The following is a 25,854-nucleotide window of genomic DNA, read 5'->3' as shown; positions in this document are numbered from 1 at the left end:
GCGCCCGCGCCCGCACCCGCACCGCTCAGTCGGCGTCGACGAGGACGCCCGGGTTGAGGATCCCCTTGGGGTCGAGCGCCCCCTTCGCCGCGCGCAGGGCGAGGGCGAAGGGGTCGGGGCGCTGGCGGTCGTACTCGCGACGGTGGTCCCGGCCGACGGCGTGGTGGTGGGTGATGGTGGCGCGGTGCCGGTGCAGGACCTCGCTCGCGACGGCCTTCAGGTCGTCCCAGACGGCGACCTCGTCGCCGGGACGGCCGGCGGCTAGCACCGTGAAGTACGGGGCGGCCCCGTCGGGGTAGACGTGGGTGAGGCGGCAGTTGACGGTGGCGGGGTAGCCCGTCGCCTTGAGCGCCTGCGCGCCCACCTCGGTGCGCACGTCCTCGATCAGGGCGGGGATCCGGTCCCAGGTGGCGGCGGTCTCGAAGGTCTCCGCGATGGCACCCATCCTGGCGAGGCCGTCGCGGAGGTAGGGCATCCGCAGGAAGGCCGAACGCCACGCGGACACGGCGGCGTCCGCCGGGGCCACGTCCGCGCCGTCCGCGCCGGCGGTGCCGTCGCGCCGGCCGCCGTACCCCAGGGCCAGGCCCACGGCCCGTTCGAGCCGGTCGCCGACCGGCGCGTCCGCCGACTCGAACCCCAGCACGAGCACGGCGGACCCGTCCTGCGCCGCCCCGGCGAGCCCGGCCTCCCCGGCGTCCAGCAGACGGCAGTTGGCCGGTGCCAGGTCGGACTGCGCGACGGCCCGGACCGTGCGCAGCGCGTCGTCGAAGCCGGTGAAGGCCACCGCGGCCGACGCCTTGTGGACGGGCCGTTCCCGGAGGCGGACCCACGCTTCGGTGATGACGCCGAGCGCCCCTTCGGAGCCGAGGAACAACCGGTCCGGCGAGGGGCCCGCGCCGGAGGCAGGCAGGCGCCAGGAGTCGCCGGTGCCGGCCGGGGTGACGACGCGCAGGGACTCGACGAAGTCGTCGATGTGGGTGTGGCCGGTCGCGTAGTGGCCGCCGGCCCGGGTCGCGAGCCAGCCGCCCAGCGAGGAGAACTCGAAGCTCTGCGGGAAGTGGCGCAGGGTGAGGCCGTGGGGCCGCAACTGGTCCTCCAGGGCCGGACCCAGCGTCCCGGCCTGGATGCGGGCGGCCCGGCTCCCGGTGTCGACCTCCAGGACCCGGTCCATGGCGCTCAGGTCGAGGGAGAGGACGGCGCGGTGGGCGTCGCCCCGGTACTCGACGCCGCCGGTGACGGAGGACCCTCCGCCGTAGGGGACGACGGCGACCCGCCGGTCACCGGCCCAGTCCAGCAGGTCGGCCACCTCGCGGTCGTCCGTCGGGCGGGCGACGAGGTCGGGGATCCGTCCGGGCCGCCCGCGCAGGGCGCGCATCACGTCGCGGTACGCCTTCCCCATCGCGTGGGCGGCGCGGTCGGCGGGGTCGTCGGTGACCAGGTGCGCCAGGCTCGCCGGGGGCTCCGCGGCGGGGCCGCCGATGTGCAGGTCACGGACGTGCGGGACGGGGAGCGGGCGGGCGAGGGTGCCGGGCAGCAGGGCGCCCATCGCGGCGCATTCACCGTCGTCGGGGTGCTCGTCGGCCCAGCCCCACCCCCACCAGGAGCGGGTGCGGGACATCGGCTGCGGAGTGGTGCCGGTCATGGTGCGCTCCGTAGGTCGCAGTAATTTACCCAGGGGTAAATTACTTACGGATAATATCCCTCCATGGCAACCCCCCAACCGAAGACGGGCCCGACCGGTACGGCCGGCACGGCCCCGACCACCGGCACGACCCCGACCACCGGGACGACCGGCAAGGCCGGCACCAAGGGCGTCCCCCGGGAGCAGCGCCGCCGGCAGATCCTTGCCGCCGCCACGGAGGAGTTCGGCACCCACGGCTACGCGGGCGCCTCGCTCGCCTCGATCGCCGCCCGCGTCGGCGTCACCAAGACGCTGCTGCACCAGTACTTCGGCACCAAGGAGGACCTGTACGTCGCCTGCCTGGTCCCCGTCGGCGACCGCCTGCTGGGCGCGATCCGGGAGGCGATGGGCCGGGACGGGACCACTCCGGACACCCCGCTCCGGGTGCTGCACGGCATCTTCACGGCGCTGGAGGGGCAGCGGGAGGCGTGGTTCGTCCTCTACGACACCACCCTGCCGCCCGGCGGCGCGGCGGCCGCGCGCGCCGCCGGCTACCGGTCGGCCGTGGACCGGCTCGCCGCGGACGGCACGGCCGACCTGCTGCGTGCCACCGGGTCCACCGACCCGCTGGACGCCGACGCCCTGACGTACGTCTGGCGCGACCTCGTCGCCACGCTGGTCCGCTGGTGGGTCAAGCACCCCGAGCAGTCGCCGGCGGCGATGACGGAGCGCTGCGCCCGCCTCTTCGCGGCGGCCGCAGCCCTCACCCCTGGGCACCCGTCCTGACCGGGCACCCGTCCTGGCCCGGCGGCTCGTCCTGGCCCGGCCGCTCATCCCCGCTCGGGCCCTTCGGCCCGGCCCGGCCGTTCCGCGACCCGGCACCGGCCGGTCACCGCGTGGCCGGGCCCCCCGTCCGTACGCTCCACCGGCCGTCGGCCCGGGACAGCACCAGGGGATGGTCGAAGCAGGCACCGACCCGGTCGCCGGTCAGGACCTCCTCGGCACGGCCGGCGGCGAGGCTGCGTCCCCCGCGCAGCAGCATGGCGTGCGTCGTCCCGGCCGGCAGCTCCTCCAGGTGGTGGGTGACCAGCACCGAGGCGAGCCCGGGGAAGCCGCGCCGCAGTGCGTCCAGCCGGTCGAGCAGCTGTTCCCGCCCGGACACGTCCAGCCCCGTCGCCGGCTCGTCCAGCAGCAGCAGCCGGGGGCTGGGCATCAGCGCCCGGGCGATCAGCACCCGGGTCCGCTGCCCCTGGGAGAGCACCGGCCAGCGGGCCTCGCGGCGGTCGCCGACTCCGAGCAGGCTCATGAGCTCCTCCGCCCTGGCGGACTCCTCGGAGGTGGGTGACCAGCGCGGCACCCGCTCGACGGAGTTGGTCAGTCCGGTCAGCACCACGTCCCGCACCGTCAGGGCCGAGCGCAGGGGGTGCCGGGGGTCGACGTGTCCGACCCGGGCGCGCAGCGAGCGCATGTCCACCCGGCCCAGCTCGTGGCCGAGGACCTCGACCGTGCCGCGCGTGGGGTGCGCGAGTGCGCCGAGGAGTGCGAGCAGGGTGCTCTTGCCCGCACCGTTGGGACCGAGCAGGGCCCAGTGCTCGCCGGACCGCACGGTCAGGGACACCTCTTCGAGGATCGGTTTGCCGTCCCGGACGAAGTCCACGCCGTCGACGCGGAGTACGGGGCTCCCGGACACGGGGGCCGGGGGCGGTCCGGTACGGGGGTCGGCTGCCCGGGCCACGGCGGCCTCGGGCTCGGCGGCCCGGGGCTCGGCGGCCCGGGGTTCGGCGGCCCGGGGTACGGCCGTCCGCTGCGCCGCGGTCCCGGCACCGTCCGCCGGGGACACGGCGTCCTCCCCGCCGCTCAGCCCCCGGTTGACGGCGGCGAGTACGGCGTGGACCGAGGCGGTCAGTACGGAGGTGTCCCTTCCCGCGCCCCAGCAGGTGGTGCCGTCGACCCGGCACTCGGCGTAGGCGACGGCGGGGCTGCCGGGACCGGCGGCGGTGGCGTGTTCGGAGTAGTCGAGGATGTCGACGGTGATGCCGGCCACGGCGAGCGCGTGGACGAAGGCGGACAGCGGCCCGTTCCCGGTGCCCACCAGCCGCTGCTCTCGCTCCTCGCCCTTCTCGCCCTTCTCGCCCTTCCCACCCACCAGCGTGCAGGTGAACTCGTGCACGCCCGCCGCGGTCCGGCGGGTCTCCCAGGGCCCGAGGACGACCGGCCCGTCCTGCGCGGGCGCGACGTACGTACGGTGGAACAGCTCCCACAGCTCCTCGTGGCGGAGCTCCCGCCCCTCGGCGTCGGTGACCCGCTGCACCGTGCGGGAGAAGTCCGGGCGCATCGGCTTGGGGAGGTCCAGTCCGTGGTGCCGTCGCAGCAGGTGCGCGATGCCCCCCTTGCCCGACTGCGAGTTGATGCGGATGACCCCTTCGTAGGTGCGGCCGATGTCACCCGGGTCGATGGGCAGGTACGGCACGTCCCAGGGCGCGCGTCCGGCGGGTACGCCCGACTCCCGGGCGCGTTCGGCGTGCCGGTCCATGCCCTTGGAGATGGCGTCCTGGTGGGTGCCGGAGAAGGCGGTGTGGACGAGTTCGCCGCCGTAGGGGTGGCGGGGGTGCACGGGGAGCCGGGTGCAGTCCTCCACCACCTCGCGGACGGCGTCGATGTCGGAGAAGTCGACCATGGGGTCGACGCCCTGCGCGTAGAGGTTGAGCGCCAGGGTGACCAGGTCGACGTTGCCGGTGCGTTCGCCGTTGCCGAACAGGCAGCCCTCCACCCGCTGAGCGCCGGCCAGGACCGCCAGTTCGGCGCAGGCGACGCCGGTGCCGCGGTCGTTGTGCGGGTGCACGGACAGGATGACGGCGTCGCGGCGGGCCAGGTGCCGGTCCATGTACTCGATCTGGTCGGCGTACACGTTCGGCGTCGCGACCTCCACGGTCGCCGGCAGGTTGTGCACGACGGGACGGTCGGGGCTCGCCTCCCACAGGTCCGTCAGGCCGTTGCACACCTCCAGGACGAAGTCCGGCTCGGTGAGGTTGAAGACCTCGGGGGAGAACTCGAACCGGATGTCCGCTCCCGGCCGCTCCTCCGCCCGCCGCATCAGGTACGTCGCGGCCTCGCGGATCAGCGCGTGCACCTCGTCCCGGGTGCGGCCGAGGACGACGTCGCGCCAGGTGGGGGCGGTGGCCGTGTAGAGGTGGACGAGCGTGCGGGGCAGGCCCTCGACGGAGGCGAGGGTCCGGTCGACGAGGTCGTGCCGGGCCGCGGTGAACACCGAGACCGTCACGTCCTCGGGCACCGCGCCGGTCTCCGCGAGATGGCGTACGAAGTCGAAGTCGGTCCGGCTGGCGGAGGGGTAGCCGACTTCGATCTCCTTGAAGCCCATGGCGCACAGCAGGTCGAACATCCGGCGCTTGCGCGTGATGTCCATGGGCTCGGCCAGGGCCTGGTTCCCGTCGCGCAGGTCGACCGGCACCCACAGGGGGGCCTGCGTGAGCCGCCGGGACGGCCAGGTCCGGTCCTGCAGGGGCAGCGGCACGCGCTCGTGGACGGGCCGGTAGCGGTCGTGGGGCATCGCGCTCGGCCGCTGCGGGTTCCAGGGCGGTGCACCGGCCGGGACGGCACCCGAGGGCGTGCGCAGGGTGGGAAATTCGGTGGGGCGCGGGGATGGCATGACGGGCGGACTTCCTTCGGTGAACGGTCGGTTGACCGGCATGCCCGGGCCCCGCTGCGGGGTGCCGGTCAGGTCAGGCCCCGCAGCGGCAGCCGAGGAGGAGACCGCGCAGCATCATGATCGCTACACTAATCACACCTCAGCTCCTCAGACAACCTGATTGGTGAAAGCCATGGCTCTCGGCGCCCTCCGTCCCAGTCCCCTCGTGGAGCAGGCCGCGCAGCACCTGCGGGACCAGATCACGGGAGGCCACTGGCCGGTCGGCACCAGGCTCCCCGCCGAGACCTCGCTGGCGAAGACGCTCGGCGTCGGCCGCTCCACCGTGCGGGAAGCCCTGCGCGCGCTGGCGGGGGCCGGACTGGTGCAGTCCCGGCAGGGCGCGGGCGTGTTCGTCATCGCCACGACGCCGGCCGAGGACTGGCCCGCCCGGCTGCGCCGGGCCGCCATCACCGACGTCTACGAGGTCCGCGTGCTCATCGAGGTGGAGGCGGCGCAACTGGCCGCACGGCGCCGCACGGACGAGGACCTCGCGGTGATCGGCGCGGCCCTGGACCGCCGGGGCGAGGCCGCGGCCGGCGACACCGCAGGCTTCGTCGACGCGGACATCGCCCTGCACGCGGCCGTGGTGGCGGCGGCGCACAACCCCGTCCTGACGGACCTGTTCACCGAGTTCGCGCCCACCCTGCGCGAGGCGCTGATCGATCTGGTCGACCTCCTGGACCTGCGCTCCGGCGCCCCGGACCACGGCGCCGCCGGCCATGCGGCCCTGGTGGACGCCATCGCCACCGCGGATGCCGGAACGGCGGGCGAGGTCCTGCGGGACGAGCTGCTCGGGACGCTGGCCCAGCTCCGGAGCGTGTGACCGGGCCGGACCGGCATCGGCACCCGCACTGGTACCGGCACCCGCACCGTACCGAGACGGCCGGACAGGGGTCACCCGGGCCGCGGTGTCACGCCCGTTCGGGCTCCGGTACCGGCTCCGGCGCGGGCCGGGATCCGCCCCGCTGGGCGGGCAGGTGCACGTCCTGCACCGTCGCGTCCGCCGCCGCTTCCCGCTCCCACCGCACGGTGGTGCGTACGTAGGCCACGATGACCGAGCCGGTCACCGACACGAGCAGGGGCCCGGCCACCCACGGGTGAGCGGCCGACTCCCCCGCCAGGTAGCGGTAGGCGAGCAGGAGCGCGGCGAAGACCGCGGCGCCGTAACCGGCCGTCCGGACGCCCTCCCGGTACCGGCCGCCGGCCTGTGCGCGCAGCGCCGTCTCGATGGTGAGCGTGAAGACCACGCCGGCCAGGATGTCCGCGCCGTAGTGGTAGCCGAACCCCAGCGTCGCGCCGAGCGTGGCGATCAGCCAGAAGGTGCCCGCCCACCGCAGCAGCCTCGGCCCCTTGCGGGAATGGATGAAGATCGCGGTGGCCCAGGCGGTGTGCAGGCTGGGCATGCAGTTGCGCGGGGTCTTGCCGTCGAAGAGCATCGCCTGCGGCGTGCCGACCGGCGGGGGTGTGTCCGGCCAGAGGTGGGCCACCGCCCACTGTCCGCCGTCGGCGCCATAGGCGAAGATCGGTCCGACCACCGGGAAGAGCATGTAGATGCCGGGGCCGAGGAGGCCGATCACCAGAAAGGTGCGCACCAGGTGGTGGCGCGGGAAGCGGCGCTCGGCCGCCACGTTGCGCAGCTGGTACAGCGCGACGACGACCGCCATCACGGGAAGCTGGATGTAGACCCACTCCAGGACGTGGAAGCCGACCGTGCCGGTGGCTTCGACGATCCGGCCGGCCACCCAGGAAGGGTCGCCCAGCGCCCGGTCGACGGCCGCCACGTACGGGTCGAGCACCGTCGGGCGGGTCCTCGACGTGAGCATCAGCCAGGTGTAACCGGTCTTGCGGCCGGCCACCAGCAGCAGCGCCAGCCCGACGCCCTTCAGCAGCAGGAGGCGCTCCCGGCCGGTACGGCGGGTGAGGGCGATGACGGCGCAGCCGAGGGTCACCCACAGTGCGCCGCTGCCGAACATCGACTCGGCCCCGGCCGCGTGCCGCATCCCCCAGAAGACCAGGTCGATGGCGATCGCCGCGGCGGCCGCGACGAACCGCTGCCGCCAGGTGAGCACCACCATCAGCAGCGCCAGCCCGGCGTACAGCACGGTGCCGGACTGCGGGGCGAAGATCACCTCCCGCGTCTGGATGGTGATCGGGCCGGGCACGCCGTAGCGGTGCGCGGCGATCTCCAGCGCGACGAGGAATCCGAGGCCCACCGCACCCGCGGCCGACCAGAGCGCGACCCGAGGCCGGCACGGCGGTGCGGGGGATTCGGGGCCGCCGCTTGTTCGCGAAGAAGCTCGCGATATCCCAGATATCACTGTGTCAGCCGATGTTCATGTGTCCACGGGTCGCTGTTGGCCCGAACATGTTATCGGAGCGGTCGCGCACCCTCGGGTGTCCGGCGTGCCCGCCCGTCCGGCACCCCCGGCCCAACGGCGTGCCGGGCACACCGCGTGGGGCACGGAGCGGCGGAAGCGGCGTTCCGCACCCGTGGGATGATCAACGTCGTCCACGCGGTGTGGGCGGAAGGACGCGGGGGGCTGGCCAGGGTGTGGAACCGGCTGCGGTATTGGTTCGACGCCACGATGGACCGCGGGGTGTCCGCCCTGATGGCCTGGCTCGCGCTCGCGTCGGTCCTCCTGGTGACGGTGGTCACCACGCTGGTGGTCCTGCTCACCGAGGAGGACACCGAGGCCAACGGCGGCTGGCCGGGCGTGGCCTGGATGAGCCTGCTGCGCACGCTGGACCCCGGCACGATGGGCGGCGACACCGGCGGCCCGGTGTTCCTCGGCCTGATGCTCGCCGTGACCCTGGGCGGGATCTTCATCGTCAGTGCGCTGATCGGTGTGCTGACGACGGGGCTCAACGTACGGCTGGAGAGGCTGCGCAAGGGCCGCTCGCGCATCATCGAGCAGGGTCACACCATCCTGCTGGGCTGGTCCGAGCAGGTGTTCACGGTGGTGGCGGAGCTGGTCGAGGCCAACCAGAGCGAGCGCAGGTCCTGCGTGGTCGTCCTCGCCGACCGGGACAAGGTCGACATGGAGGACCAGATCCGCACGCGGGTGCCCGACACCGGCGCCACGCGGGTCATCTGCCGGTCGGGCAACCCGCTCAAGCGCGAGGACCTGGAGCTGGTCAGCCCGGACACGGCGAAGTCCGTCATGGTGCTGCCGCCGGCCGGCGACGACCGCGACACCAACGTCATCAAGACCCTGCTCCTGCTGAACAACCGGGCCTGGAGCGGCGACCGGCCGCACATCGTCGCCGCCGTGCAGGAATCGGACAACCTCGCGGTCGCCCGCCTCGCGGCCGGCGAGAGCGCCCTGGTGATCGACGCCGACGACTTCGCCGTCCGCCTGGTGGTGCAGTCCCACCGGCAGACCGGGCTGTCCACCGTCTGCGACGAACTCCTCAGCTTCTTCGGCAACGAGATCTACCTGCGGCCCGAACCCGCACTCGCCGGCACCACCTACGGCGACGCCCTGAGCCGGTACGAACTGGGCGCCCCCATCGGCATCCGCGGACCGGACGGGACCACCCTGGTGAACCCGCCGATGGACACCGTGATCGGCGACCGGGACAGCATGATCGTCATCGCTGAGGACGATCTCCTGATCAGGCTCACCGACGAACCGGCCCCGGTCCACGACACCGCCGTGGTCTCCTCGCCCCCACGGCCGGCGACGCCCGACCGGACGCTGATGATCGGCTGGAACTCCCGCGCACAGAAGATCATCCAGCTGCTGGACCAGCTCGTGCGGCCGGGTTCGGTGATCGACATCGCCGCGCCCGAACGTCCGGCCATGGCCCTGGAGACCCGGCGCGACCACCTGACCGTCGGCTACAAGCCCTGCCATCCGACCGTCCGGCGCTCCCTGGAAGCCCTCGACCTCGGCGGCTACCAGCACATCATCGTCCTCTCGGACGAGAGCGTGGACGCCGGACTCGCCGACGACCGGACCCTGGTCACCCTGCTCCACCTGCGCGACATCGAGGAGCGCCTGGGCGACCCGTACTCGATCGTCACGGAGATGAACGACGACAGCAACCGCGAGGTCGCCCAGGTCACCAAGGCCGACGACTTCATCGTCAGCACCAAGCTCATCTGCCTGCTGCTCACCCAGCTCGCCGAGAACGGCGCCCTGCACTCCGTCCTGGCCGACCTGTTCGACCCGGCGGGGTCGGAGATCTACCTCAAGCCCGCCGGCGACTACCTGCGCCCGGGCGCCGAGGCGAACTTCGCCACGGTCGTCGAGGCCGCCCGCCTGCGCAACGAGACGGCGATCGGCTACCGCATCGCCGGCCGGAACGACCGCGCCCCGCGCTACGGCGTCCACCTCAACCCGTCCAGGACGGCCCCGCTGGCGCTGTGCGAGGGCGACCACATCGTCGTACTGGCCGAGAGCTGACCGGGGGGATCAGCCGAGGGCGCGGTCGAGGTTGAAGGCGGCGCTGATCAGCGAGAGGTGGGTGAACGCCTGGGGGAAGTTGCCGAGTTGTTCGCCGCTCCGGCCGATCTCCTCGGCGTAGAGGCCGACATGGTTGGCGTAGGTCAGCATCTTCTCGAAGGCCAGCCGGGCTTCCTCCAGGCGTCCGGCCCGGGTGAGCGCCTCGACGTACCAGAAGGAGCAGATCGAGAACGTGCCCTCGGAGCCCCGCAGGCCGTCGGGGCTGGCCTCCGGGTCGTACCGGTAGACCAGCGAGTCGGAGACCAGCTCCTCCGTGAGCGCGTCCAGGGTGGAGAGCCACTTGGGGTCGGTGGGCGAGATGAACTTGGCCATCGGCATCATCAGCACGGACGCGTCGAGCACGTCGTCCCCCAGGCCCTGGACGAAGGCGCCGCGGTCGGCCGACCAGCCCTCCCGCATGATCTGCCGGTAGATCGCGTCGCGGCTCTGCTGCCAGCGGAGGAGATCGGCCGGCAGGCCGCGCCGGTTGGCCATGCGGACGGCCCGTTCGATCGCCACCCAGCACATCAGCCGCGAGTAGACGAAGTTCCTGCGGCCGCCCCGGGTCTCCCAGACGCCCTCGTCGGGCTGGTCCCAGTGGTCGCAGAGCCAGTCCACCACGGCACCGACCTCGTCCCAGTGGGCGCTGCTGATGGGCTTCCCCCACTTGTCGTACAGGTAGACGGAGTCGATCATGGCGCCGTAGATGTCCAGTTGGAGCTGACCGGTGGCGGCGTTCCCCACCCGCACCGGCGCCGATCCCAGGTGGCCCTCCAGGTGGAGCAGCTCGGATTCGGGCAGGTCGGTGCGGCCGTCGATGCCGTACATGATCTGCAGGGGTCCGGTGGGTCCGGCGCTCGGCTCGATGCACCGCTCGGACAGGAAGCCCATGAACGCCTCGGCCTCCGAGGTGAAGCCCAGGCGGAGCATGGCGTAGACGCAGAAGGCGGCATCGCGGACCCACACGTAGCGGTAGTCCCAGTTGCGCTCGCCACCGACCCGCTCGGGCAGGCTCGTCGTGGGCGCGGCGACGATCGCACCCGTGGGCACGTAGGTGAGCAGCTTCAGGGTCAGCGCGGAACGGTTCACCATCTCCCGCCAGCGGCCGCGGTAGCGGGAGCGGCTCACCCAGTTGCGCCAGAACCGGACCGTCGCCTCGAACTGCTCCTCGGCCTCGGCGCGCGGACATGCCTGCGGGCGGAGGTCATCGGTGATCCGGTCGAGGGCGAACACCGCGGACTCGCCTTCGAGGAGTTTGAAGTGCGACGAAACGTCCGTACCGTCGGCTTCCAGCGGTGCGGTGGAGGACAGCGCCAGCATCAGGGACGGGGATTCGAAGACGGCCTCGTGGGCCTGCGCGCGTACGGTGTGCGGTTCGGCGCCGTAGCCGAAGCGGGGCGCGACCCGGGTCCGGAACGGCAGGGTGCCGCGGACGCAGATCACCCGCCGGATCAGCCGGTGCCGGGACTCCTCGCGGGACTCGTCGACGACCGGCATGAAGTCCTGGATCTCCGCCACCCCGTCGGCCGCGTAGAACCGCGTGATCAGCACGTTGGTGTCGGGGAAGTAGAACTGCCGGGTCCGCGTCGGCACGTCGGCGGCCAGCTCCCACGACCCGCCCCGCTCGGCGTCGAGGATCGACGCGAACACGCTCGGCGCGTCGAAGCGCGGGCAGCAGTACCAGTCGATCGTGCCGTCGGTCCCGACGAGCGCGGCGGTACGGAGATCCCCGATCAGACCGTGCTCGGAAATCGGCAGATAGCGTGAGCCGTCCACTCCCCCGGGTCCGATGCCGATGCCGATGCCGAAGTCCATGCCGGCCTCCCTACCGTTTGGCCACGGGCAGGTGCGGGACTCGAAGAGACCTGGTCCTCCATGGTAGATCGCCCGCGGGTTCGTGCGCGGTGGACGGGGACGACCGATACGAACGTTCGTTCGCATCCGGGCTGCACACCGCGCTCCGCCCTCATCCGCGCCGGCTTCGACGCCGCCCGCGCCCTGGGCGACCGCACCGTCACCGTCCTCGGGCACCCGACGTACTACCCGCGGTTCGGCTTCGAACGCGCCGACGCCCACGGGGTGACCTGCACCCTCAGCGCCGGCCCCGACGAGGGCAAGATGGTCGTCTCCCTCGACGGCAGCCCGATCCCGTCCGGTGACATGGCCTTCGGCAAGCCCATGGCCGACGCCATCAGCGCCTACCGGCCCGAATAGCCGCAACCGCGCCGCCCGGATCCTACAACCCGGGCGGCGCACCGGCGCCTGCGAGAAGCGGACCGGCTCCGGTACGGCGTCGCCGCTCCCGGACGCTCCACGCGCGCCCTGCCCGGAACCGCTCTGCGGCTGGTCTGCTGGAGCCGTGTCCCAGCATGAGCGCCGCCACCGTGCGCAGGGCGGACCGCACGAGGGTGACGGCCGGTCGGGCTTCCGGTTTCCCGACCTCGCGATGCCCTACCAGGCTTCCTGCAGCCGGTTCATCGACGACGTGCGGCTCGGCTCGCTGCTTCAGGCTCAGCAGTACGCGATCGCCACCGACGAGGTCGACGTACGCCGCCTCCGCAGGGCCGACTACGGACTGCTGTGCTCGATGTTCTTCAGCGAGGCACCGCTGGAGGTTCTGGCCCTGGCCACGGACTGGCTGACGTGGACCTTCGTCCTCGACGACATGGTCAGCGACCGTCACCAAGGCGATCCGTCAGCGCTCACGGAGGTGTCCGGGCTGGTCACAGGGTTGACCGGCGTGATCGACGACACCGGGTGCGCTCGGGCGGACCGGCCCATGGAGCAGGCCCTGGCCGACCTGCTGCGCCGGGCCTCGGAGGGTGCCGATGCCCGGTGGCTGGACAGGTTCGCCGGTGACGTGCGCGCGTTCGTCGAGGGGTACGCGTGGGAGGCCGAGAACCTGGCGCTGCAGCGGATCCCGGACCTCGTCGACCACATCCAGACCCGCCGTCAGGTCAGCGGGGCGGTCCTCACACTGGATCTGGTGGAGCTGTCGCTCGGATTCTCGATCCCCGACGCCCTGTACGCGATGCGGCCGGTGCGGGTGCTGATGGAGTCGACAGCCGATCAGATCATGCACGTCAACGACGTCTTCTCCCTGCAGAAGGAGATCGCCCACCTGGACTGGCACAACAACGTCCACATCGTGACCAGCACGCTCGGCCTCGGCCTCCAGGACGCCGTCGATGCCGTCAGCCGGTTGGCGGCCTCGCAGATCGCCCTCCACGAGCACGTGAAGGCCGTCGAGCTGCCCCGGGCGCTGGACCGGTTCGCCGCCGACGCCCGACTGCGCCAGGACATGGCGCGGTGGACCCTCCAGCTGGAGCGGAGCATGGCCGGCAGCCTGCTCTGGCACCGGGAGACACACCGCTACCACGATGTCGATCTGTGGCGTCCGGCGTGAAGCCCATCCGCACGCGGATCCCACCCGGAGGGCGGGAACGGCCGGTGGAACCGGCCCGTCACATGGGCGTCATCGAGCTCTGCAGGCCCGGCAGCAGCCAGTCCTGGAAGGGCGCCAGCACGGCCAGCGCCAGGAAGACGGCGCCGGCCACCCGGGCCAGCTGCGCCCCCCGGTACCAGAGCTTCTCCAGGAAGATCAGCACCGCCACCCCGGCCATCGCCGCGACGTTCATGACACCCAGCGGGACCAGCACGACCATCAGCGCCCAGCAGCAGCCGACGCAGTACGCGCCGTGGTGCAGCCCCACCCGCAGGTCGCGCATCCGCGGCCGGTACGAGGCGTACCGCATCAGCTGCGCCATGGGGCTGCGGCAGTGCCGCAGGCAGATGTCCTTGAGCGGGCCCAGCTGGTACAGCCCGGCCAGCGCGAAGGCGGCCGCCCCGATCCACTTCCCGATGTCCGGGTCCCGCTCGACCAGGGCACCGGTGAGCGCCAGCCCGCCGTACGCGAGGAGGCCGAACGCCGTCCACGCCGCCAGGTAGCCGAAGACGAACGCGGTGGTACGCAGCGCCCGTACGGCACCGCCGGACTGGCGGGCGATCCCCCTGGCCCAGGTCACCGCGACGGGGGCGACGGAGGGCAGCATCATCGCCGCCATCATCGCCGACCACAGCACCAGGAACAGCGGCAGCGCCATCCCCATCGTGCCGGGCCCGACCCCCATGCCCCGGGCCTGGCCCACGGTGAGCACCCAGGCCAGGGCCGCGATCACGACGATCAGCGCCCAGGCAGCGGCGAGCTCCCGGACCGGCAGCAGCACTCCCGTCCGCAAGGGACGGTCCTTCGTGACCGGCGACCGGTGAACCGTACGCATGAGGCACTCCCATCGGACCCTTCCAGCACAGCACGGATCCCGGGGACGGCAACCCCCTCGGCACTGGCCACCCCGGCAGCCCGGGCGCACGATGGAGGTGAGGAAAGGAATCCACCCGTTCCGGCCGCCGGGAACGGCCGCACGAACGCGGATCCGGGTCCGGTCCGGCCCCTCGGCTCCCCTCCCGCGACCCGCGCACACGGCTGTGTGAGGAGTGAGAGCGATGACGCAGGCGGCAGAGACCGTGCCGGATTGGCGCCTGGCGGGCGACTGGTTCGACGTCTGCAAGTGCAGCATTCCGTGCCCGTGCTCGTTCGGCCAGTTGCCGACCACCGGCGACTGCGAGGGCATCCTGGTGTGGCACATCCGCGAGGGCACCTACGGTGACGTCCGGCTGGACGGCCTGAACATGGTGATGCTCGGCTCCTTCGTCGGCAACATCTGGGCGGAGCACTCGGACTCGTACGCCGCGTTCCTCTTCGACGAGCGGGCCGACGACGGACAGCGCCAAGCCCTGCAGATGATCTTCAGCGGGCAGGCCGGCAGCTGGCCCGCGCAACTGGTGACCATGGGCGCCTTCGAGGTCCGCGGCATGGACTTCGCCCCCATCGAGGTGGAGATCGCCGACGACCTGGCCACCTGGCGGGCGAGCGTCCCCGGGCTGCTGGAGGCCCGCGCCGAGGCACTGACCGGCCCGACCACCCCGGAGGGCGCCCGCGTCCAGTCGACCAACCTCCCCGGCTGCGAGACCGGCCCCGGCCAGCTGGCCACCTGGGGCCGCGCCACGACCGACCGGGCCGACGCCTTCGGCTTCACCTGGAACCGCACCGGCAAGTCCAGCAAGACCATCACCTTCGACTGGTCCGGTCCCGCCTGAACGGACGGGCGGCGATCGGCAGCCGCCTCCTCAGGGCCCGACACGTGAGGGGCCGTCGGCCAAGGCAGCGAGGGCGAATGGCCGAAAGCAGTGCTGCGCGCGTTCGGGGTGGCCTGAAAGGGTTCTCGACGTCGACCCGAAGGAGAGTCTTGGCCGTTGGTGTTCCAACCAGCATCGGAAATGCCGGTTCTGCTCAGTTCTGGGGGATCGACCACTGAGGGAGGCCATCTTGACGGTGTTACGTTCGGTCATGCCTCGGGACGAGGCAGATGACCGCACCGCCTGCCGCGCCCACCCGCGCAAGGCCGACCGTCCGCAGGCCGGTCGCCAGTCGCGGTGGCAGCACGAAGGGGAGAACGCGCGGTGACGGTACGCGACCGGATGGACGAGGGCCTGCGGGCGCTGCGGCTGGTTGAGGCCGAGCGGATGGCGCGCTCCGTGTTCACCCATGCCGAGCAGAGCGGTGTGATTGCCGCGGGCTGGTACGAGTCCGAGGTGGACGCCGCGGTCCGGCGGATCGCCACCCGGGTGGCGGGCCCGCTCCTGACCGGGCCGGGGCGGCTGGTCCGGTCCGGCCCGCACACGCTGCTGCCGCCCGGCCAGGAGGTGCCGGACCGGTTGCTCGGGGTGGACGACGTCGTGGTGGTGGACCTGAGCCCGCTGCTGACCGGTCACGAGACGGGCTTCGCCCAGACGGTGGTCGTGGGTGAAGACCCCGGAAGGCACCGGCTCGTCGAGGACCTGCGTGGGGTGTTCGACGACGTCCGGGAGGTGTTCCGGCGTCACGACGACCTCACGGGCAGGCAGGTGCACGCCGAGGTCCACGCACTGTCCCACAAGGCCGGCTGGTGCCTGGGCTCGTGGCACGCGGGCCGGATGGCGGGCACCTCGTTCACGGATCCGCCCGAGGCGGCGTGGGAGGAAGAGCTCATCGCCTTCGACAACGGCAAGCCCCTGCGCCGCAGGGACCTCTGGGGGTTCTCCGCCCACTGGGTGCTGGAGATCCACCTCGTCGACGAGTCCCGCGGCTACGGCGGCGTACTCAAGCAGCTCCTCGACCTCGGCTGAGCCCGGGGGGAGGTCAGTTCGGTCTCATTCGCCAACCACATGGCCGCAGCCTCTCGGCGGATTCGAGCGGGGGCCGAAGACCCCCGCCCTCCCGAGACCGGCAAGCCCTCTGACCTGCCTGTTCAACCCTGATCACGCCCATCGTGCACACGCCGCGCACGACCGTCCCGCGTGTGCAGATGCGGCGACACCCGTGATTGAGTGGCAGCAAATCCACAATCGCCATGCGCTTCCACACGGCATGTGCGTGGACGCCACAATCCGACGCGGGGAAGATTTTTCGCCATGGACGCCCAGCTCACCACGCACCGACGCCGGGCCATCGCCGGCCTGATCGGCGCGGTCCTCCTCGCCCCGGCCCTCGCCGCCTGCGGAGGCAGCGAGACCGGCACCTCCTCTGCCACGGCGACCGCGTCCGGGACGGCCGGCGTGCCGCCGGCGAACCTGACCGTGCTCGCCGCCGCCTCCCTCACCGACGTCTTCAAGACCGCGGGCGCCGCGTACGAGAAGGACCACCCCGGGACGAAGGTGACCTTCTCCTTCGCCGGATCGCAGGAACTCGCCGCCCAGGTCCGCCAGGGCGCCCCGGCCGACGCGCTGGTGACGGCGGACACCAAGACGATGGACGGCCTCAAGGGCGAGACGAACGCTCCGGTGGTGATCGCGAAGAACCGGCTCGTGATCGCCACCGCCCCCGGCAACCCCCAAAAGATCGATTCTCTCGAGGACCTGGCCGACCCGAAGCTGAAGGTCGTGCTCGCGGCCCCGGAGGTGCCGGTGGGGCGGTACAGCCAGGAAGCCCTGGACAAGGCGGGCGTCACCGTCAAACCCGTCTCGCAGGAGCCGAACGTACGGGCCGTGCTGTCCAAGGTCGAGCTGGGCGAGGCCGATGCGGGGATGGTCTACAAGACCGACACCACGGCTGCCGGGGACAAGGTGGCCGCGGTCCAGATCCCCGACGACCAGAACGTCATCGCCTCCTACCCCGCCGCCACGCTCAAGGACAGCCCCAGCCCGGCCGCCGCAGCCGGCTTCGTCACCTGGCTGTCCTCTCCCCAGGCTCAGCAGATGCTCCGGCAGGCAGGCTTCGAGAAGCCCTGACGAAGACCGGAGGATGATGACCCGCCACCGCACCGCCCGGGCCCGCCCGCCCCTCGCCCTCGCCGTGCCCGCGCTGCTCGGCGTGGCGTTCCTGATGATCCCGTTGATCGGGATCCTGGTCCGCACCCAGTGGAGCGAGCTCGGCACCCACCTGACCACCCCCGGCTCCGTCGAGGCCCTCAAGCTCTCCCTGATCGTCTCGTGCTGGGCGCTGGGGATCTCGCTCGTGCTGGGGGTGCCGCTGGCGTGGCTGCTGGCACGGGTCGAGTTCCGCGGCAAGGCCCTCGTACGGTCGCTGGTCCTGCTGCCGATGGTGCTGCCGCCGACCGTCGGCGGTGTCGCGCTGCTGCTGGGTTTCGGCAGGCGCGGGCTGCTGGGGCCCTTCCTGGACGACGTCTTCGGGATCACGCTGCCGTTCCACACGTCGGGGGCGGTGGTGGCGGCGACGTTCGTGGCGATGCCGTTCCTCGTCATCAGCCTCGAAGGAGCCCTCGGCGGACTCCGCCCCGGCTACGAGGAGACCGCCGCTTCGCTGGGGGCCTCCCCGCTGCGCGTGTTCTTCACGGTGACCGTGCCCATGGTCGCGCCCGGCCTGATCGCGGGCGCGGCCCTCACCTGGGCGCGGGCCCTGGGCGAGTTCGGGGCGACGATCACCTTCGCCGGAAACCTGCCCGGGGTGACGCAGACCCTGCCGCTCCAGGTGTACCTGCTGCTGCAGGACTCCCCCGAGGCGGCCACCTCTCTGTCGTTGCTACTGCTGGTCATCGCCATGTGCGTGCTGATCGCGCTGCGCGGGCGGTGGACCTCCGGCAACGCCGTACGGGAGGACCACCACGCCGTGCAGACCGACGACCCCGTCGCCGAAGCCCCCGAACCCGAGACCGGCGGCCTGGTGCCCGCCGGCGGCCGATGGTCACTGCACGCCGACATCACCGGCTTCAACCAGCTCACCCTCGACGCCGAACCGGGCACGACGATCGCCGTGGTCGGGGAGAACGGGGCCGGCAAGACCACCCTCCTACGGGCCCTGCTCGGCCTGACCCCCCGCGCCCACGCCGGACTCCGCCTCGGCGACGACGACGTCACCGCCCTTCCCCCGCACCGGCGGGGGGTGGCCTGGGTCCCGCAGGACGGCGCGCTCTTCCCCCACCTGACCGCGCTCGCCAACACCGCCTACGGACTGCGCGCCCAGCGCATCGACCGCGAACAGGCGCGGGCGCGGGCGCGGGTGTGGCTCGACCGGCTCGGCGTCGGACACCTGGCCGAACGCAAGCCCGCGCAACTGTCCGGCGGGCAGGCGCAGCGGGTCGCGCTGGCCCGGGCGCTGGCCGCCGAACCACGCCTCCTGCTCCTGGACGAGCCGCTGGCCGCGCTCGACCAGACCACCCGGGCACGCGTACGGCACGCGCTGCGCACCCACCTGGCCTCCTTCGGCGGGGTCTGCCTGATCGTCACCCACGATCCCGTCGAAGCCGTCTCCCTGGCCGACCGCGTCCTCGTCCTCGCCTACGGACGCGCCCTCCAGGACGCGCCCCCGGCGGAAGTAGCGCGCAATCCCCGCTCCCCCTGGGTCGCCCGGATGCTCGGCCGCAATGCCTGGCCCGGCACCACCACCACCGACGGCCTCAAACTCGCCGCGGGCGGGACCGTGACCGTCGCCGACCCGGTGCCCGAGGGCTCCCAGGCCCTTGCCATCGTCGCCCCCGAAGCGGTCTCCCTCCACCGGGCACGGCCGACGGGCAGCCCCCGCAACGTCTGGCCCGGCACCGTCCGCGAGATCACCGCCTCCGGCAGCCGCCTCCGCATCCTCATCACCTCCACCGACGTCGCCGACGTCGTCGCGGAGATCACCCCTCAGGCGGCCGCGGAACTCTTCCTCGCCGAGGGCACCGAGGTGTGGTGCAGCGTCAAAGCCACCGAGATCACGCTCGTCACCGTCTGAACCCGGCCCGGCTCGGCCCGACCCGGCCCGAGCCCATCGCTCAAGGACGCTGCCGGGTTCAGCCGCGGCCATGGCGCATCTCCCTCTCGTAGGGGCCCTCCCGCAGGCAGGAGGGAGATACGCCATAAGCGGCCATGCGCGGCGGAAGGGCATCCGTACCGCGCATGACCGCTTCGGCTGTTGCTACTTCGGCGACGGCTTGACCGGCTCGCTGATCGGTGCGCCGTCCAAGTCGGTCCTGAAGTCGCGGTGGACCGGCTTCTTGTCCTTCGGCTTGGGGAGGTCCGGGCATGCGATGCCGTCGCCGTCCCGGTCGAGTTCGTTCGGGTCGAGCGCGTCCGCCCGCAGCACGGCTTGCGCGTCGGCCTGCGCCTTGAACGCGTTGCAGTCGACCACGTGCCCCTTGTTCACATAGGGAGCGACGTCGAACTTGCGCTCTGGGGCTTCGTTGCCGGCGCACGCGGTCAGCATGATCGCCGCGATCACCCCGACCGCCCCGATGGAGATACGACGCGCCGTGCGTAGCCGGTGATCCCGACCAGTGTGGATACTGCGTGACTGCTTTGGCATGGTTCTAAGCCGATCCTGTCCGGAACACCTCGACCCTGTTGTTCTTCAAATTCACCGCGTACACCTTCGCCGTGCTGTTGTTCACGGCCAGCGAGACGAACTCGCTGGGCGTGCCGAGCGGAGCTTGCGTCAGCAGCGTGGTGCCGTCGGCCACCCCGAGGCCGCCAGGCGAGCCAGGGATGTTTTCCTCGGCTTCAATCCTTCGTTGCGCGACGAAGACCCTGTTGAAGCTGTTCAGCAATACGACCTTGTGGGCCTGGTTCCCTGTGCTCGCCGACGACAATGAGCAGACTGGTGCCTGCCGCGTGACCTTCGCCTCGCGGATTTGGCTGATACGGCCCGCGGAAAGGCCGCATTGCTCGTTACCTGAAGTGGCGGTAAAGAGGTAAACCGATCCTGCCGCAGCGCTGTAGACCGCGGAGGTGGGAGCGGAACTCACTCCCACCGCGTCGTCGATCGCCCTTGAAGTACCGTCGCTGGGATTGATGACGATCGTTGTCCCGATCTGGTCCGGTGTCGGCCTCACCGGGTCCTGAGTGCACTTCTTGGCAAGCAGGTAGACGAGGCTGCGGTTCGGATCGACGGCGGTGCTGCCACGAGCGGACCCGACCATGAGGTGCCCGTAGCCGCTGCTGGCGCTGCAGCCTGATTTCGTCGGGAAGTCCGCAACCAGCCTGACCTGGTGGGTCTGCGACGAGATGGCGAAGAGGCCGATGTTGGGGCTCGCGCCGCTGCCGGGGCCCAGCTTGGTGAAGTACACCTCGTGGCGCTTGGCGTCAAACGAGAAGTCCATACCGGCGGATGCGCCCACGACTCGTCCGCCGGCGGGCAGCGGGATCGTCGTCGCCTTCGAGTCGCCGGCCGCGATGTAGGCGACATCCGAGGCTCCGCCCCCGATGTAGACGTCGCCGTTCTCAGGCGAGACAGCGAGGCCGCTGACCTTCGTGTTGAAGTTTTCGACGCGGGTGACTTGATTGCCGTTGGCCGTGTCGATGATCGCAACGCCGCCCGTACCACCGACGTACACCTGCCCCGTGCCGGGGTTGACCGCGATCCGGTCCGGGACCGACACAGCGCTGGAGACGTTGATCGGAGTACCGATCACTTTGTCGGTCTTGCCGTCGATCACGGTCACGCTGTTGGTGCCCATGGAAGCGACGTACACCCGATTCGCCTTCTCATCGACCACTACGTCGGTCGCACCCGCGACCTGGATCGCGTCCGCCGCGCTCTCCGACGGTGAAGTGTCATACAGCGTGTACGACGAATTCGGGCCCCGACCGCACTTGTTCTCCTCGCCGACCGCCACCATGTTGTGTTCCGGTTCGCCGGCCAGGAACCCGTGTTTGATCAGCTCCTCGATCGTTCCGTAGTGTCCGTACTTCGCACAGAAGGACTCTTCCGCTGTCCGCAGGGTAGCCGCGTCTGCGGCGACCGCCTCCTTGCGGCCCTTGTCGCCAATGCCCTTGACGGAGAACACCACGATGGCGGAGAGGACGCCCAGGATCACGATGACCACGAGCAACTCGATGAGCGTGAAGCCGTCCTGGCGTCTGACGTGCAAGGGGAACAGGCGAGGGTGCGGTGTCATGGCAGTCGGAGCTTCCTTCGATCGATGGTTCACGTCCAGCCCGAGCGCACGCGCGAGCCGTTGCCGCGTCACAGCGTTCCCCGCCGCACGGGCTTGACGTCCTTGGGCCCTCGCAGATCCGGGCATGCGACGCCCTTCCCATCGGCGTCAAGGTGATTCGGGTCGGCTGGCGCGAAGCGCAGGACGGCCTGCGCGTCCGCTTGGCTGGCGAAGTCCGCGCAGTCGTAGGCGTCATTGCCGTAGCGCACGAAGTAGCGCGCATCGAAGGCTCGATCCGGCTGCGGGCAGAGCGCGCTGCGGGTGTTGCCGGGAGTGCACTTGAACTGCTGTGCGATCTGGGGGACCGGTTTGGTGTCGCGCGGTTCCGGCAATCCGCGACACGCGACGCCGCCTCCGTCATCAAGGTGATTCGGATCGCTGGGATTGGCCCGCAGCACTGCCTGGGCATCAGCCTGACTGGCGAAGACCCTGCACTCGAAGGCATCGCCGTGAGTGGCGTATTCCTTGGCTTCGAACGCCTTGTTGTTCGGGCAGAGCGCAGAGCGCGGGGTTCCCGGCGTGCACCACTCGCGTTCCGGCCGCTTGGCTTGGGTGGCCGTATCCGACCCGCCGCGCACGAACACCACAACGCCCAGTGCCACCGCAACCAGCACGAGCACCAACACACCCCGCCTGATCGCGCGCGAGCCCGACAGGCTGCTCAACACTGCCATATCACGCCTCTGCCCATCGTGCCGCCAGCCCCTTCTCTGCTTCTCGCAGCGGGCCGACGACACTCGCCCACCAGGCCCGTTGCAGTCTGGATACATGCATTACATCCACAGGACGCAAGGTTGTCAACGATTGACTACTGGGTTCCCAGTGAGCACCATCTAGGCGTGTGCGGCGCAGTCACGCCGGGAGCCTGGCAGATGCCCAGGAGTTTCCGGCATTTGCCTGATCCCACCAGCGGGGTGCCCGTCCGGCAGCCGCCGCCGATCAGATTGACTAGGAGTAGCAGATGCAAATGAAGTCCAGCCGCGCACAGAGCGGTTCGCACTCCGGCCGCACCGCGATGCGCCGGGTACGGAACGTGTTCGCGGTGGGTGCCCTCGCCACGGCGCTGATCACCGCCACGGCGCCGACAGCGTTCGCGACGACGGATTCGCAGGTCGGTGTCGCGAACAACATGTATCCCGCCCTGAAGGACATGAAGGGCACGATCGCGTCGAGCGGGGGTTTCACGGCGTTCACGGCGAACGCCGCATCGCAGATCGGCGGGTACTGGAACAAGCCGGCGATCGACACATCGACGATGCGAGGGATCACGTCGGGTAGCCTGCGTCAGCAGCTGAAGAGCGCCGGCCCGTACACCACGTGCAATCCCTCTTCGTCGAACAACTGCGTCGACGGGCCGTTGCACATCGACGCGTTCCTGTCGGCGGACGAATCCAACGTGAACGCGGTCATCCCGACCGTGGATGGCGGCACGTGCACGGCGAGCGGAAGCGTCGAATGCAACGGCGATGTCGCAAGCAAGCACCTGGTTGCAGTCGGGCGGCTGGCGATCTACAGCTGTAACGGCAGCTGGGCGGGCTCGACCAAGGGCGACGACCCGTCCAACGCCGGAAGCCCGCCGCTGGCCCTCGGCGCGGACGCCAACGGCAGCGGCAACGGCAAGGCGCAGTCGCCTCGCTGTGACGCGTCTCCGATCTCCGGCGGCGCACCCACGACGATCTCGGGTGTGGTGACCTGGCTCGGGACGAGCGGGAACCGGATCGCGGTCGCCGACCCGGCTTCCGCGCCGTTCGGTGCGGCGTCCAAGCAGGCGCTGGTCCAGAACGGGTTCACGTGGACCGACAGCGGCCCAGGCCAGAACGTGTTCCGGGGAAGCGCGTGCGACAGCGCCGGCACGGCATGCAAGGTCCGCCTGGAATCGGGCATCAGCCAGGTGCGTGGCGCGGTGACGGCGAACGCCGGCGGTAACACCCAGCTGGGTCTCGTCGCGAAGTCGAACGTCATGAACGTGAGCTGGACGTCGAGCTCGCTGAACGGCACCACGACCAATGACCCCAACACGTGGACCGATGTCAATCCGAGCGCGTACTCCGGCTACGGTGACATCGAGCAGTACGGCGTCGCCCTGACCGGCGGCAACCCCGGCGCAGCGGCTGCCTGGAGCGACCTGTTCAACAACGACTGGGACGTCAACAACAACATCCAGTCGACCCTCTCCGCCTACGGCTACTAGGCGCTGCTGAGGACGGGACAACGGGCCGTCGGCCAGGCACGAACATCGTCCGCTGGCGGTCCCGGCTCCGGGAGCCTCGTCGGCGGTCCGACTGCCCATCGACGGCAGCACCGCCGGAACACCCGTCCCAGCAAGCTGCATGACGCGCATCGCGCACGCCGCCCAAGTTGTCAATGGCTGACTAGTGGAGTCGATCACCGGCGTCATCCCGCCATGGCATCCCACCGGATCAGCAACGGTCGCGACCGTATTCGGCCAGTCGGCGGCCGTCATGCCGAAGCGCGTCACCCATTCCTATTCATCAGGCCCTGAGGAGGGGCCTCACCCATGAACAGATCAGCTCGTAGGCACCTGACGCCGGATGGCCGCGCAGGCACGGTCACGCGGATGCGGTCACACCGAATTCCTGCGGTCGTCTTCGCGGTTGCCACCGTCATGGTGGCCACCGCACCGGCCGTGGCTACCGGTGTCAACACGACCGGTTTCGCTGCCGCGGTGAACCTCGACGACAACGGCCGCGGCAGCTCCGCCGTCGCGATCGGCGATCTCAACAACGACGGAAAGCCGGACCTCGTGACGGCGATCCGCACCGAGGGCCTCGGTGTGTTCCTCGGCTCGGGCGGCGGCAGCTTCGGCACCGTGACGAAGTACGCGGCGCCGGAGACCATGACGAACCGCTTCATCGTCTCGGCAGTGATCCAGGACATCAACGGCGACGGCAACAAGGACGTCATCAGCCAGGACGCGCGCGGCAACACCGCTCTGGTCTGGCTCGGCGACGGCTCCGGCGCTCTCGGCACCGGTGCGGCGGTGGAAATCAACCCGACGCCCGGGTGCGACACCACGGGCGACAACCCGTGTGTCGCGCGCTTCCCGGTCGGCGTCGCCGTGGGCGACTTCGACGAGGACGGCAAGCCCGACCTCGCCACGTCCAACGCGAACACGAACAATGTCGCGGTGGTCATCGGCAACGGCGACGGCACCTTCAGTGCGGCGACCCGCTTCGGGCTGAACGGCGGCACCGGCCCGCAGGGCATCGGCGCCTCCGATCTCAACGGCGACGGTCACCTGGATCTCGTCACGTCCAACAATTCGAGCGGCACGCTCTCCGTGCTGCTGGGCGACGGAGACGGCGGCTTCGGCACGGCTTCGAGCGTTTCGGCCGGCATGACGTTTCCGACCAAGCTCAAGCTCGCCGACGTGAACGAGGACGGCAAGCAGGACGCCGTCATCGTGGCGCCCGGCACGCCGGGGCGCATCGCCGTCCTCCTCGGCGACGGCGCGGGCGGCTTCGGCACCGCGAACCTCCTGTCCGCGGGGTCGAACCTCACCTCCGCGTCGGTGTCCGACATGAACGGCGACGGCCACGTCGACCTGGTCGTCACCAGCGCCGGCTCGCACCAGATCTTCGTGCTCGAAGGCGACGGCGCGGGTGCGTTCGGCAGCCCGCTCGCATACGGGCTGAACGGCGGCTTCAACCCGCAGTCCGCCGCGGTGGCCGACCTCGACGGCGACGGGCGTCCCGATGTCGTCACGGCCAACGCCAACAGCTCGGCGACCTTCGTCAACGACGCGTCGGTGCTGCTCAACGCGACGAACCGGACGCCCACGGCCGCGAACGACTCGTACAACCACGTCGGGGCGGACACCCCGCTCGTCGTCGGCGCTCCCGGTGTCCTCGGCAACGACACGGATCCTGACGGCTCCACACTGACGGCGTCGCTCGTGACCGGGCCGGCGCACGGCACCCTGACGCTCAACGCCAACGGCTCGTTCAGCTACCAGCCCGGCAGCGGCTACGTCGGAAGCGACAGCTTCACGTACAAGGCGACGGACGGCACGGTCGACTCGAACATCGCGACGGTGACCATCAACGTCTCGGCCGGCTGCAACGGTCTCGCCGCCACGATCACCGGCAACGGGATCGTGAACGGCACCAGCGGCTCCGACGTGATCGTCACCGGCAGCGGCAACGACGCCGTCAGCGGCAACGGTGGCAACGACACCATCTGCACCTTCGGCGGCAGCGACGCCGTGTCGGGCGGCAGCGGCAACGACTACATCGACGGCGGTGACGGCAACGACGCCGTCAGCGGTGGCGACGGCACCGACGTCATCAAGGGCGGGGCCGGCAACGACGGGCTCTCCGGTGGCAACGGTGGCGACACCGTGGTCGGTGGCGCCGACAGCGACACCCTCGCCGGTGGTAGCGGCGCGGACCTCTGCGCCGGCGACAACAACGGCGGTCCGACTCTCGCGGGCACGGACTCGATCGCGAACGGCGGCTCCTGCGAGACCGTCGTCGAGGTGCCGTAGGCAACGAGCCGCTTCCTGCGGCTGCCCATGACACTCTGACGTAGAAGACGGGCCCGGCGATTGCGAAGATGCGATCGCCGGGCCCGTCTCGTTGGCGCACGCGT

Annotated in this window: 19 protein-coding genes and 1 pseudogene; 11 read left to right on the top strand and 9 right to left on the bottom strand. The window is 71.1% G+C overall.

Going from position 1 to position 25,854, the window contains the following annotated elements; translation table 11 throughout:
- Nucleotides 1-25: 25 nt before the first annotated feature.
- On the bottom strand, nucleotides 26-1,642 hold the full coding sequence (locus tag AB0O36_RS03105) for an FAD-binding oxidoreductase (RefSeq protein ID WP_365103220.1): 1,617 nt from the start codon (nucleotides 1,640-1,642) through the stop codon (nucleotides 26-28).
- Between the two features lie 63 nt (nucleotides 1,643-1,705).
- Here AB0O36_RS03105 and AB0O36_RS03100 point away from each other — a divergent pair, with 63 nt between their 5' ends.
- Nucleotides 1,706-2,407 (top strand): TetR/AcrR family transcriptional regulator, encoded by a 702-nt coding sequence (locus AB0O36_RS03100; protein WP_365103217.1) that lies wholly within the window; start codon nucleotides 1,706-1,708, stop codon nucleotides 2,405-2,407.
- Between the two features lie 103 nt (nucleotides 2,408-2,510).
- Here the strand turns inward: AB0O36_RS03100 and AB0O36_RS03095 are convergent, their stop codons facing one another.
- Nucleotides 2,511-3,239 (bottom strand): ATP-binding cassette domain-containing protein, encoded by a 729-nt coding sequence (locus AB0O36_RS03095; RefSeq protein ID WP_365103283.1) that lies wholly within the window; start codon nucleotides 3,237-3,239, stop codon nucleotides 2,511-2,513.
- A 246-nt stretch (nucleotides 3,240-3,485) separates the two neighbouring features.
- Nucleotides 3,486-5,288 (bottom strand): annotated as a pseudogene (gene leuA, locus AB0O36_RS03090) (2-isopropylmalate synthase); the annotation flags it as partial.
- Between the two features lie 172 nt (nucleotides 5,289-5,460).
- Between leuA and AB0O36_RS03085 the strand changes: the two are divergent.
- Nucleotides 5,461-6,150 carry an FCD domain-containing protein gene (locus tag AB0O36_RS03085; RefSeq protein WP_365103215.1) on the top strand — a complete coding sequence of 230 codons (690 nt, stop codon included), beginning with the start codon at nucleotides 5,461-5,463 and terminating at the stop codon, nucleotides 6,148-6,150.
- 88 nt (nucleotides 6,151-6,238) lie between these two features.
- On the opposite strand, the gene AB0O36_RS03080 is transcribed toward AB0O36_RS03085, so the two are convergent.
- Nucleotides 6,239-7,633 (bottom strand): phosphatase PAP2 family protein, encoded by a 1,395-nt coding sequence (locus AB0O36_RS03080; protein ID WP_365103281.1) that lies wholly within the window; start codon nucleotides 7,631-7,633, stop codon nucleotides 6,239-6,241.
- A gap of 189 nt (nucleotides 7,634-7,822) precedes the next feature.
- On the opposite strand from AB0O36_RS03080, the gene AB0O36_RS03075 reads away from it, so the two are divergent.
- Nucleotides 7,823-9,736 carry a potassium transporter TrkA gene (locus tag AB0O36_RS03075; RefSeq protein ID WP_365103212.1) on the top strand — a complete coding sequence of 638 codons (1,914 nt, stop codon included), beginning with the start codon at nucleotides 7,823-7,825 and terminating at the stop codon, nucleotides 9,734-9,736.
- Between the two features lie 9 nt (nucleotides 9,737-9,745).
- Here the strand turns inward: AB0O36_RS03075 and AB0O36_RS03070 are convergent, their stop codons facing one another.
- Nucleotides 9,746-11,590 carry a glycoside hydrolase family 15 protein gene (locus tag AB0O36_RS03070; RefSeq protein WP_365103209.1) on the bottom strand — a complete coding sequence of 615 codons (1,845 nt, stop codon included), beginning with the start codon at nucleotides 11,588-11,590 and terminating at the stop codon, nucleotides 9,746-9,748.
- Between the two features lie 60 nt (nucleotides 11,591-11,650).
- Here AB0O36_RS03070 and AB0O36_RS03065 point away from each other — a divergent pair, with 60 nt between their 5' ends.
- Together AB0O36_RS03065 and AB0O36_RS03060 are read left to right on the top strand one after the other, a co-directional pair.
- Nucleotides 11,651-11,989, top strand: a complete 339-nt coding sequence (locus AB0O36_RS03065; protein WP_365103206.1) for a hypothetical protein — start codon at nucleotides 11,651-11,653, stop codon at nucleotides 11,987-11,989.
- Between the two features lie 145 nt (nucleotides 11,990-12,134).
- Nucleotides 12,135-13,181 (top strand): hypothetical protein, encoded by a 1,047-nt coding sequence (locus tag AB0O36_RS03060; protein ID WP_365103203.1) that lies wholly within the window; start codon nucleotides 12,135-12,137, stop codon nucleotides 13,179-13,181.
- 58 nt (nucleotides 13,182-13,239) lie between these two features.
- On the opposite strand, the gene AB0O36_RS03055 is transcribed toward AB0O36_RS03060, so the two are convergent.
- Nucleotides 13,240-14,055, bottom strand: a complete 816-nt coding sequence (locus AB0O36_RS03055) for a DUF2182 domain-containing protein (RefSeq protein ID WP_365103201.1) — start codon at nucleotides 14,053-14,055, stop codon at nucleotides 13,240-13,242.
- 223 nt (nucleotides 14,056-14,278) lie between these two features.
- On the opposite strand from AB0O36_RS03055, the gene AB0O36_RS03050 reads away from it, so the two are divergent.
- The 4 genes from AB0O36_RS03050 to AB0O36_RS03035 all read left to right on the top strand — a co-directional run bounded on the left by AB0O36_RS03050 (nucleotide 14,279) and on the right by AB0O36_RS03035 (nucleotide 19,043).
- Complete coding sequence (locus AB0O36_RS03050; protein ID WP_365103199.1) at nucleotides 14,279-14,932, top strand: DUF1326 domain-containing protein; 654 nt, start codon at nucleotides 14,279-14,281, stop codon at nucleotides 14,930-14,932.
- Nucleotides 14,933-15,295: 363 nt separating this feature from the next.
- The gene (locus tag AB0O36_RS03045; RefSeq protein WP_365103196.1) at nucleotides 15,296-16,000 is read left to right on the top strand and encodes a M24 family metallopeptidase; all 705 of its coding nucleotides are present in this window, start codon (nucleotides 15,296-15,298) and stop codon (nucleotides 15,998-16,000) included.
- Nucleotides 16,001-16,285: 285 nt separating this feature from the next.
- Entirely contained in the window at nucleotides 16,286-17,101 is an 816-nt protein-coding gene (gene modA, locus AB0O36_RS03040) for a molybdate ABC transporter substrate-binding protein (protein ID WP_365103194.1), read from the top strand.
- Nucleotides 17,102-17,117: 16 nt separating this feature from the next.
- Complete coding sequence (locus AB0O36_RS03035; protein ID WP_365103279.1) at nucleotides 17,118-19,043, top strand: ABC transporter permease; 1,926 nt, start codon at nucleotides 17,118-17,120, stop codon at nucleotides 19,041-19,043.
- Nucleotides 19,044-19,226: 183 nt separating this feature from the next.
- On the opposite strand, the gene AB0O36_RS03030 is transcribed toward AB0O36_RS03035, so the two are convergent.
- The 3 genes from AB0O36_RS03030 to AB0O36_RS03020 all read right to left on the bottom strand — a co-directional run bounded on the left by AB0O36_RS03030 (nucleotide 19,227) and on the right by AB0O36_RS03020 (nucleotide 21,917).
- Complete coding sequence (locus AB0O36_RS03030; protein WP_365103191.1) at nucleotides 19,227-19,529, bottom strand: excalibur calcium-binding domain-containing protein; 303 nt, start codon at nucleotides 19,527-19,529, stop codon at nucleotides 19,227-19,229.
- Between the two features lie 88 nt (nucleotides 19,530-19,617).
- The gene (locus AB0O36_RS03025) at nucleotides 19,618-21,204 is read right to left on the bottom strand and encodes a prepilin-type N-terminal cleavage/methylation domain-containing protein (RefSeq protein WP_365103188.1); all 1,587 of its coding nucleotides are present in this window, start codon (nucleotides 21,202-21,204) and stop codon (nucleotides 19,618-19,620) included.
- Nucleotides 21,205-21,272: 68 nt separating this feature from the next.
- Entirely contained in the window at nucleotides 21,273-21,917 is a 645-nt protein-coding gene (locus AB0O36_RS03020; protein WP_365103185.1) for a hypothetical protein, read from the bottom strand.
- A gap of 293 nt (nucleotides 21,918-22,210) precedes the next feature.
- Here AB0O36_RS03020 and AB0O36_RS03015 point away from each other — a divergent pair, with 293 nt between their 5' ends.
- Both AB0O36_RS03015 and AB0O36_RS03010 read left to right on the top strand, forming a co-directional pair.
- The gene (locus tag AB0O36_RS03015; RefSeq protein ID WP_365103182.1) at nucleotides 22,211-23,434 is read left to right on the top strand and encodes a hypothetical protein; all 1,224 of its coding nucleotides are present in this window, start codon (nucleotides 22,211-22,213) and stop codon (nucleotides 23,432-23,434) included.
- Between the two features lie 387 nt (nucleotides 23,435-23,821).
- On the top strand, nucleotides 23,822-25,750 hold the full coding sequence (locus AB0O36_RS03010) for an FG-GAP-like repeat-containing protein (protein ID WP_365103180.1): 1,929 nt from the start codon (nucleotides 23,822-23,824) through the stop codon (nucleotides 25,748-25,750).
- The last annotated feature ends 104 nt before the right edge of the window (nucleotides 25,751-25,854 follow it).

This window comes from Streptomyces sp. NPDC089799, from assembly GCF_040684755.1.
Lineage (GTDB): Bacteria > Actinomycetota > Actinomycetes > Streptomycetales > Streptomycetaceae > Streptomyces.
Note: the sequence above shows the minus strand (reverse complement) of the source record. Positions and strands in the feature narration are given on the sequence as shown.

Excerpts from the sequence above, each read along its gene's own strand:
- AB0O36_RS03085 (WP_365103215.1), top strand. The coding sequence starts at position 5,461 with ATGGCTCTCGGCGCCCTCCGTCCCAGTCCCCTCGTGGAGCAGGCCGCG.
- AB0O36_RS03075 (WP_365103212.1), top strand. The coding sequence starts at position 7,823 with ATGATCAACGTCGTCCACGCGGTGTGGGCGGAAGGACGCGGGGGGCTG.
- AB0O36_RS03020 (WP_365103185.1), bottom strand. The coding sequence starts at position 21,917 with ATGGCAGTGTTGAGCAGCCTGTCGGGCTCGCGCGCGATCAGGCGGGGT.
- modA (WP_365103194.1), top strand. The coding sequence starts at position 16,286 with ATGGACGCCCAGCTCACCACGCACCGACGCCGGGCCATCGCCGGCCTG.
- AB0O36_RS03100 (WP_365103217.1), top strand. The coding sequence starts at position 1,706 with ATGGCAACCCCCCAACCGAAGACGGGCCCGACCGGTACGGCCGGCACG.
- AB0O36_RS03010 (WP_365103180.1), top strand. The coding sequence starts at position 23,822 with ATGCGGTCACACCGAATTCCTGCGGTCGTCTTCGCGGTTGCCACCGTC.
- AB0O36_RS03070 (WP_365103209.1), bottom strand. The coding sequence starts at position 11,590 with ATGGACTTCGGCATCGGCATCGGCATCGGACCCGGGGGAGTGGACGGC.
- AB0O36_RS03065 (WP_365103206.1), top strand. The coding sequence starts at position 11,651 with ATGGTAGATCGCCCGCGGGTTCGTGCGCGGTGGACGGGGACGACCGAT.
- AB0O36_RS03015 (WP_365103182.1), top strand. The coding sequence starts at position 22,211 with ATGAAGTCCAGCCGCGCACAGAGCGGTTCGCACTCCGGCCGCACCGCG.
- AB0O36_RS03105 (WP_365103220.1), bottom strand. The coding sequence starts at position 1,642 with ATGACCGGCACCACTCCGCAGCCGATGTCCCGCACCCGCTCCTGGTGG.
- AB0O36_RS03035 (WP_365103279.1), top strand. The coding sequence starts at position 17,118 with ATGACCCGCCACCGCACCGCCCGGGCCCGCCCGCCCCTCGCCCTCGCC.
- AB0O36_RS03050 (WP_365103199.1), top strand. The coding sequence starts at position 14,279 with ATGACGCAGGCGGCAGAGACCGTGCCGGATTGGCGCCTGGCGGGCGAC.
- AB0O36_RS03055 (WP_365103201.1), bottom strand. The coding sequence starts at position 14,055 with ATGCGTACGGTTCACCGGTCGCCGGTCACGAAGGACCGTCCCTTGCGG.
- AB0O36_RS03025 (WP_365103188.1), bottom strand. The coding sequence starts at position 21,204 with ATGACACCGCACCCTCGCCTGTTCCCCTTGCACGTCAGACGCCAGGAC.